The sequence below is a fragment of the Microbacterium sp. genome (assembly GCF_051953575.1).
In the GTDB taxonomy this organism is placed as follows: domain Bacteria; phylum Actinomycetota; class Actinomycetes; order Actinomycetales; family Microbacteriaceae; genus Microbacterium.
This window is the reverse complement of the sequence record NZ_JBQCIP010000184.1, coordinates 1-7,048: the sequence shown is the minus strand read 5'-3', so window position 1 is coordinate 7,048 and position 7,048 is coordinate 1. Positions and strand designations below refer to the sequence as shown.

Annotated in this window: 7 protein-coding genes; 4 read left to right on the top strand and 3 right to left on the bottom strand. The window is 71.7% G+C overall.

All coding sequences use genetic code 11. The features are described from left to right. Nucleotides 1–102: 102 nt before the first annotated feature. The 3 genes from ACTHNQ_RS11520 to ACTHNQ_RS11510 are packed head-to-tail and all read right to left on the bottom strand — an operon-like array spanning nt 103 to nt 2,364. Complete coding sequence (locus ACTHNQ_RS11520) at nt 103–981, bottom strand: alpha/beta hydrolase (protein WP_440333513.1); 879 nt, start codon at nt 979–981, stop codon at nt 103–105. 14 nt (nt 982–995) lie between these two features. Then, nucleotides 996–1,976, bottom strand: a complete 981-nt coding sequence (locus ACTHNQ_RS11515) for an SRPBCC family protein (protein WP_440333511.1) — start codon at nt 1,974–1,976, stop codon at nt 996–998. A 1-nt stretch (nt 1,977) separates the two neighbouring features. Next, complete coding sequence (locus tag ACTHNQ_RS11510; RefSeq protein ID WP_440333509.1) at nt 1,978–2,364, bottom strand: ArsR/SmtB family transcription factor; 387 nt, start codon at nt 2,362–2,364, stop codon at nt 1,978–1,980. 66 nt (nt 2,365–2,430) lie between these two features. Between ACTHNQ_RS11510 and ACTHNQ_RS11505 the strand changes: the two genes are divergently transcribed. The 4 genes from ACTHNQ_RS11505 to ACTHNQ_RS11490 form a co-directional block, all read left to right on the top strand. Then, nucleotides 2,431–3,624 carry an MFS transporter gene (locus ACTHNQ_RS11505; RefSeq protein ID WP_440333507.1) on the top strand — a complete coding sequence of 398 codons (1,194 nt, stop codon included), beginning with the start codon at nt 2,431–2,433 and terminating at the stop codon, nt 3,622–3,624. Between the two features lie 182 nt (nt 3,625–3,806). Continuing rightward, nucleotides 3,807–4,406 (top strand): TetR/AcrR family transcriptional regulator, encoded by a 600-nt coding sequence (locus ACTHNQ_RS11500; RefSeq protein WP_440333505.1) that lies wholly within the window; start codon nt 3,807–3,809, stop codon nt 4,404–4,406. Further along, entirely contained in the window at nt 4,403–6,199 is a 1,797-nt protein-coding gene (locus tag ACTHNQ_RS11495) for an alpha/beta fold hydrolase (protein ID WP_440333504.1), read from the top strand. Before ACTHNQ_RS11500 ends, ACTHNQ_RS11495 begins: the two co-directional genes overlap by 4 nt. 91 nt (nt 6,200–6,290) lie before the next feature. Further along, nucleotides 6,291–7,048 (top strand): AIR synthase related protein (locus ACTHNQ_RS11490; protein ID WP_440333502.1); only part of this gene is annotated, 758 nt, incomplete at its 3' end.

The following is a 7,048-nucleotide window of genomic DNA, read 5'->3' as shown; positions in this document are numbered from 1 at the left end:
CCCCCCCCTGCCCCGGCCGGTGGGTCCCGGGGGGCCCCCGGGCCGGCCCCCGCCCCCGCGGGGGGGGGGGGTGGCGGCCCCGCCCCCCACCCCTCCCTTCGCTCAGCCGAGCAGCTCCCGCACGCGGACGGCGAAGCCATCGGGATCACCGGGCTGGCCGGGGTTCTCCGTGAACCCGGCGTGGTGGCTGGGGAACTCGGCGACGGGCCTGCCGACCGCCGCGGCGACCGAACGGGCGCCGCGCGCCGCGAACGTGTCGCCGGATTCGGCCCCGGCCGCGGGCACGAGGCGGTCGCCGAGGGCCCTCAGGGCATCGACGTCGATGCGGTACGCGACCGTGGCCGGCATGTTGCGCACCAGCGGGTTCGTGCGGGTGCCGTCGTCTTCGGACGACATGCCGAACATCGCGGGATCGGGCGCCGGCTGGGCGAGGTAGTCGTCCGGCAGCGGCCCGTCGAACATCACGAGGGGGATGAACTTCGCCATCGCCGGTCCGTCGCCCCGCTCGGCGTACGTGCGCTTGACATCGGCGATCGCCGCCAGCACGGTGTCGCCGTCGGGCAGCCCCTCGGCCAGCGGCGGCTCGTGCACGACCGCGATGCGGACGTCGTCGGGGTGGGTCGCCAGCAGGGCGAGCAGGTTCACGGCGCCGCCGCTGGTGCCGAACGCGTCGACGGGCCCGGCGTCGAGTGCGGCGATGACGCGGTGAAGGTCGTCCGCGTGCTGCTCGACGCTGATGTCGGCGGCGCCGACCGGGTTGCGGCCCGCACCGCGCGGGTCGTAGGTCACGACCGGCCGGTCGGTGATCCGCGCCGCGAGCAGTGCGAGGCCGCCGGCATCCATCGGAGCCGCGAACAGGAACAGCACCGGCCGTTCGGGGGTCGCCGCGGCCAGGTCGCCGTGGACGTCGTAGGTGATCGCATCGTCGCCGGTGCCCACCACGCGGGTGGTCACGGTGCGCAGGGCGGTGTTCTCGGTCATGTTGCCTGCTCGCCTCACACGCCGGCGAGCACTCCTTCCAGGCGGGCGTAGCTGGCTTCCATGCCGTCCGTCATGCCGGTGGCGAGGACGATGTCGCGCGTCTGCGCGTCGGGGTATTCGATGACCAGGGTGATGAGGGTCGCGCCGTCCTCTTCGTAGAGGCTCAGATCGTTGAGCGTCGACGGGAAGTCGGTGCCCGTCATGTGCTCGGTCGTGACCGCACGGTGGGGCGGCTCGATGAGCAGCGTCTCGCCGTCGAACCCGAACCGCTCGCCCTCGGTGCCCTCGAGCGGCTCCCATTCGTACCGGTACGCACCGCCGACGCGGCCGTCGACCTCGCAGACCGACATGCGCCAGCCGTCGGGGCCGAGCAGCCACTGCCGGATGAGCTCGGGCTCCTGGTGCGCGCGCCACACGAGGTCGATCGGACCGTCGATGAGCCGCGTGATCCGCACGTGCGTGTCGTCGAGGATCTCGGTCTGCGTCCCCTTCCCCGCGGCGTACGCGCGCAGGCCCTCGAGCACGCGGTCGAGCTGGTTGACGGCCATGGTGAGCCCCTCGACCATGCCCATCGCGACGACCTGTTCGAGGGCGTCGGCCGAGGAGAAGTACGTCACGCTCTGCAGCCGGGACCCGTCGGCGGTCGCGTCGAAGGCGAAGGTCATGCGCGCGTCGGGCAGGTCGGTGTCGGGCGCGCCCTTCTCATCGGCGAACACGTCGAGCACCTCGAACGCGGCGGGCTGCGAGATCGAGAGGAACTCCCACCAGCCATACGACTTCTCGCCCCGCGGGCTCGTCAGGTGGTAGTCCGCCCGCCCGCCCGGCGTGAAGTCGAAACTCGTGAAGGTGGCGGGCCAGCCTGGAGGACCCCAGAACCGCTCCAGCTGCCGTGGATCGGTGAAGGCCTCCCACAGCCGCTCGACGGGGGCCGCGAAGTCCGCCGTGAGCGTCATGGTGAGGGCCTCCGGATCGGTGATGACGTCGGTGACAGGCATCTCAATCTCCTTCGTTCCTGGGGTCTTGCGAATCGTGGATGCCGGCATCCTGGGCCGGCTCGGCGAGCAGCGCATCGAGGCGGTCGATGCGGGTGCGCCACAGCTCCTCGTAGCGCGAGAGCAGCGCGCGGGCGCGGGCGATCATGGTCGGATCCGCCCGGACGAGGCGTTCGCGCCCTTCGGCGCGCTTGATGATGAGGCCCGCGGCCTCCAGCACGGTGACGTGCTTCTGGACGGCCGCGAACGACATGTCGTATTCGCGGGCGAGCGCCGAGACCGAGTGCTCGCCGGCGATGGTCCGACGCAGGATGTCGCGCCGGGTCGCCGCCGCGAGCGCGTGGAACACGCGGTCGATCTCGTCATCGCTGAGCTCAATTCCTACAACCATTTGGTTGTAGGTTACGCCCGCGTGCGGCATCCGTCAATTGTCAGGCTCGTGATCCAATGGATTCCCGTGCGTGCCGTTCTCCGCCGTTCCGGCGTCCCCTACCTGCTCGCGACGTCGTTCGTCGGGCGGCTGCCGTCGTCGATGGCCGCGCTCGCGCTCGTACGGCTGGTCGTGGACGCGGGCGGGGGCTACGCCTTCGGCTCCACCGTCACCGCGGTCTACATCCTCGGCGGAATGGTCGGCCAGCCGGTGCTCGCGCGGATCGTCGACCGCAGCGGCCGCCGTCGCCCGGTCCTCGTCGGCGCGGCCGTCGCCGCGACCGCCGGCTTCGTCGTGACGGCCCTCGTCGTCGGCACACTGCCCTGGGTAGCGCTCGTGGCCGTGCTCGTCGCGGGACTGGCGACCCCGCCCTTGGAGTCGGTGCTGCGCAGCCTCTGGACCGTCCTGTTCACCGACCCGGCCGAGCGGAACTCCGCCTATGCGGTGGATGCGGGGGTTCAGGAGCTCGCCTTCGTCATCGGCCCGCTGCTCACGGCAGGCGGGATCCTCGTCTTCGGCGCATCCGGCAACATCTTCGCAATGGCGGGCGTGGGCCTCGTCGGAGCGATCGCATTCGCCGCGCATCCCCGCATCCGCCGCACCGACCCGATCCGGCCCGAGGGCGCACACGGCTCTCCGCTTCTGCGCGGGCCGTTCGTCCGCCTGCTCGTGCTCGTCATCGCGATCGCGGCGCCGGTCGGGGCGCTGACCATCACGGCGACGGCCTACGCCGAGCGGGCCGGGGATGCCTCTCTCTCGTCGTGGGCGATCGCACTCAACGGACTCGGCGCCCTCACCGGCGCGGTGCTCTCGGCGCGGTTCCCCTTCCGTGCCGCGCCGGAAGGACTCGTGCGACGCCTGGGGATCATGCTGGCCGCGCTCTACCTGCCGACCGCGTTCTCGGGCGCCCCGGTCTGGCTGTGGCTCGCCTTCGCCGGCGTCTCGGGGCTCCTACTCCCCGTGCTGCTCGCCCAGGTCTTCGCCCTCACGCCCGCCCTCGTCGATGCCCACCACGGGAACGAGGCGAACGCGTGGGTGATCTCGGCCTTCGCCGTCGGCAATGCGGGCGGGACGATCCTCGCCGGTCAGATCATCGGCGCCGCGGGCGCCGCGGCCGGCATCACGATCGCCGCGCTCGCGTGCGGCGCGATCGGGATCCTCGGTTCCGCACAGGCGGGCCGACGGGCGCTGCGCCGGATCGAGGCATCCCTGATCCAGTGAGGCCCGGCGCCGCCGACCGGGAGCGGATCGACGGACGCCGGACCCTTTCACACTCACGGCTTCGGGAAGCCCGACCCCTCTTCGACCGCGGGGACGATCCCGCCGTTCGAGCCGAAGTTCGTGTTTCGCTCTGGCCGAGCATGGATTTCCCAAAAATATATAGACCGGTCTATTGTGAAGTCATGACATCCAAAGGTGATCTGACGAAGGCACGGCTTGCGGAGTCCATGCTCGAGCTCATCCAGACCAGCGGTTACAGCGGCACGGGTCTGAACGCGGTGATCGAGCACTCGTCCGCGCCCAAGGGGTCGGTGTACTTCCACTTCCCCGATGGCAAGGAGGGGCTCGGCGTCGCAGCGGTCGGACTCGCCGAGCAGCAGTTCGAAGCGCTGATCGCAGACGCCGCCGCGTCCGCACCCGGCCCGGCCGACGCGGCCCGCGCCGTCATAGAGGCGCTCGCGACCATCGTCGGCGACAGCGACTTCCGGCTGGGCTGCCCGGTGTCGGTGGTCACGCTTGAGATGGGCGCCGAGAACGAGCGGCTGCGGCAGGCCTGCGCCGCCGCCTTCGAGTCCTGGATCGCCTCGACGTCCCGGTTGCTCGAAGCTGCGGGCATCGGCGCCGACGATGCCCGGTCGCTGGCGACGGTCATCGTGTCGACGATCGAGGGAGCGGTCATCGTCTCTCGCGCACGGCGGAGCACCCAGCCCCTCATGGCGGCCGCCGACGTCGTCGCGGGACTCATCGAACAGCGCCGATACACGGTCGGGGGCGCGCGATGACACCGCAGGAGGATCGCCGCCACGCCCTGGTCTTCGGCGCCTCGGGACTGATCGGCCGCCCCCTCATCCTCGCCCTCGCCGCGGCGGGAGCCGAGGTCACCGCGGCAGTGCGCACCGCCGAGTCCGGGGCACGCGTCGAGCGATGGCTCAGCGCGCACGGCCTGCGAGGGAGCGTCGCCACGACGCTCGTCGACTTCGATGCGCCCGAGCTCGTGGCGGGCGGCCCGTCGGCGTTCGCGTCCGTCACCGAGATCCACAACTGCGCCGGCTCGTATCGCTTCGGGATGACCGCCCACGAGGCCCACGACGCGAACGTCGGCAGCGTCGAGAAGGTGATGGGCTTCGCCGAGCACCTCCCCCGCCTGCAGCGCGTCGTGTATGTCTCGGGCTACCGCGTCGGCGGACAGGACCCCGCGACCGTGCCCTGGTCGGACGACCACCGCGCCGCGGTCTACGGACGCCTCGGGGCCTACGAAGGATCCAAGGTGGAATCCGACGCCGTCTTCCAGGCCCGAGCGCGGGAGCGCGGGATCCCTTGGACGATCGTCAACCCCTCCAGCGTGATCGGCGACAGCGCGACCGGCGAGGCCGACCAGTACGTCGGTCTGCCCGCCACGATCGAGCAGATCTGGGATGGCGCCGTACCGGCGCTGCCCGGGGACGAGACGACGTTCGTCCCGGTCGTCACGGTCGACTATCTGGCCGCGTTCATGACGGCGGCGGCAGTCGATCCGGATGCCGCCGGCCGGGCCTACTGGGTGCTCGACGACGCCACCCCGCCGCTGGCGGACCTGCTCACGCACGTCGGCCGGCACCTGGGAGCGAAGGTCCCGCGGGTGCGGATCCCCGTCGGCCTCATCAAGCGACTCCCGCCACGGATCACGAAGGCGGATCCCGAGACGCTCCACTTCATGTCTCCCGACCGCTACCCGACGCAGCCGGCCGTCGAGCTCGCGGAGAGGCACGGCATCCCGATGCCCGACGTGCGCGTGGCCCTCGAGCGGTGGGCCGATCACCTCGCCGCCCACCGGTTCGGTGCCGCTCCGGCACCCGAACGGCGTTTCGTGGATGCCGGCGGCGTGCGGACGTTCGAGCTCGGGGCACCCGGCTCCCGCAGGCTGGTCCTTCCCGGCCTGCCCGTCAACGCCGACACGTGGGCCGACGTGGCAACGGCCATCGGCGCACGGGCCGTCGACCTGCCCGGACTCGGCCTCAGCGGCGGAACCGGCGTCGAGGACTGGGAGCAGTGGCTGCCCGGCGTGCTCGGCAGCGAGCCCATCGACCTCATCGGTCATTCCCTCGGTGCGGCGGCGGCGGTCGTCGCGGCCGACCGGCTTCCGGGGCGGGTCTCGTCGCTCACGCTGATCGCACCGTTCTTCCTGCAGGCTCCCGCGGGCGGGTCGGCCGCTCTGCGCCCCGTCGTCCGGACGTATCTCCGGCACGCCGGCGCGGCGCGGCTGTCGCACACGCTGACCGGATCGGACGCCGCCTCGGCTGCCCTCGGATCGAGCGTCCGCGACCTCCGGCGGGGAACCGCCGCTCGAGTCGCCGATCACCTCGCACTCACGCGCTCGATGCGGTGGCGGACCGAGCTGCAGGAGTCCCTCCGGCGCTTCAGCGGCCCCGTGAGCATCATCACGGGGAGCCGCGACCCGCTCGCGCCCGAGGCGGTCGATGAGCTCGCCTCATTTCCGAACGTGCAGCTGATCTCGGTGCCCGGTGCCGGGCACCACCCGCAACTGACCCATGGCGACGCGCTCGTCGGCGTGCTCGAGGGGATCGGCGTGAGGTGACGGATGCCGCGGCCGCCGGCATCCGTCACCCCCTCTCGCGGCGAATAGACTGGTGGGGTCCGGCATCCCCGATTCTCTGGAGCTGAGCCGCGTGACCACCCCTGCTTCGACCGCTGTCGCCGATACCGTCGAGAACGCCGCCGCCACCCCCGAGAAGGAGCAGCCGTACGCGGCGCTCGGACTCAAGGACGACGAGTACGCGAAGATCCGCGAGATCCTCGGCCGCCGCCCCACCTCGGGCGAGCTGGCCATGTACTCCGTCATGTGGTCGGAGCACTGCTCGTACAAGTCGTCCAAGATCTACCTCCGCAAGTTCGGCGAGAAGGTCTCGGACGAGATGAAGGAACGGCTCATGGTCGGCATGGGCCAGAACGCCGGCGTCGTCGACATCGGCGAGGGCTGGGCCGTCACCTTCAAGGTCGAGTCGCACAACCACCCGAGCTACATCGAGCCGTTCCAGGGCGCCGCGACCGGCGTCGGCGGCATCGTGCGCGACATCATCTCGATGGGCGCGCGCCCGGTGGCGGTCATGGACCAGCTGCGCTTCGGCGACATCTCCGACCCCGACACCGCACGCGTGGTGCACGGCGTCGTGAGCGGCATCAGCTTCTACGGCAACTGCCTGGGCCTGCCGAACATCGGCGGCGAGACCGTGTTCGACGCGGTCTACCAGGGCAACCCGCTGGTCAACGCCCTCGCGGTCGGCGTGCTGCGCCACGAGGACCTCAAGCTCGCCAACGCCACCGGCGCCGGCAACAAGGTCGTGCTGTTCGGCGCCCGCACCGGCGGCGACGGCATCGGCGGCGCGTCGATCCTCGCGTCCGACACGTTCTCGGAGGGCGGCCCCAC

Bases quoted from the DNA above. Each gene is read 5' to 3' on its own strand.
- ACTHNQ_RS11520 (WP_440333513.1), bottom strand. From the start codon at position 981: ATGACCGAGAACACCGCCCTGCGCACCGTGACCACCCGCGTGGTGGGC.
- ACTHNQ_RS11515 (WP_440333511.1), bottom strand. From the start codon at position 1,976: ATGCCTGTCACCGACGTCATCACCGATCCGGAGGCCCTCACCATGACG.
- ACTHNQ_RS11510 (WP_440333509.1), bottom strand. From the start codon at position 2,364: ATGGTTGTAGGAATTGAGCTCAGCGATGACGAGATCGACCGCGTGTTC.
- ACTHNQ_RS11500 (WP_440333505.1), top strand. From the start codon at position 3,807: ATGACATCCAAAGGTGATCTGACGAAGGCACGGCTTGCGGAGTCCATG.
- ACTHNQ_RS11495 (WP_440333504.1), top strand. From the start codon at position 4,403: ATGACACCGCAGGAGGATCGCCGCCACGCCCTGGTCTTCGGCGCCTCG.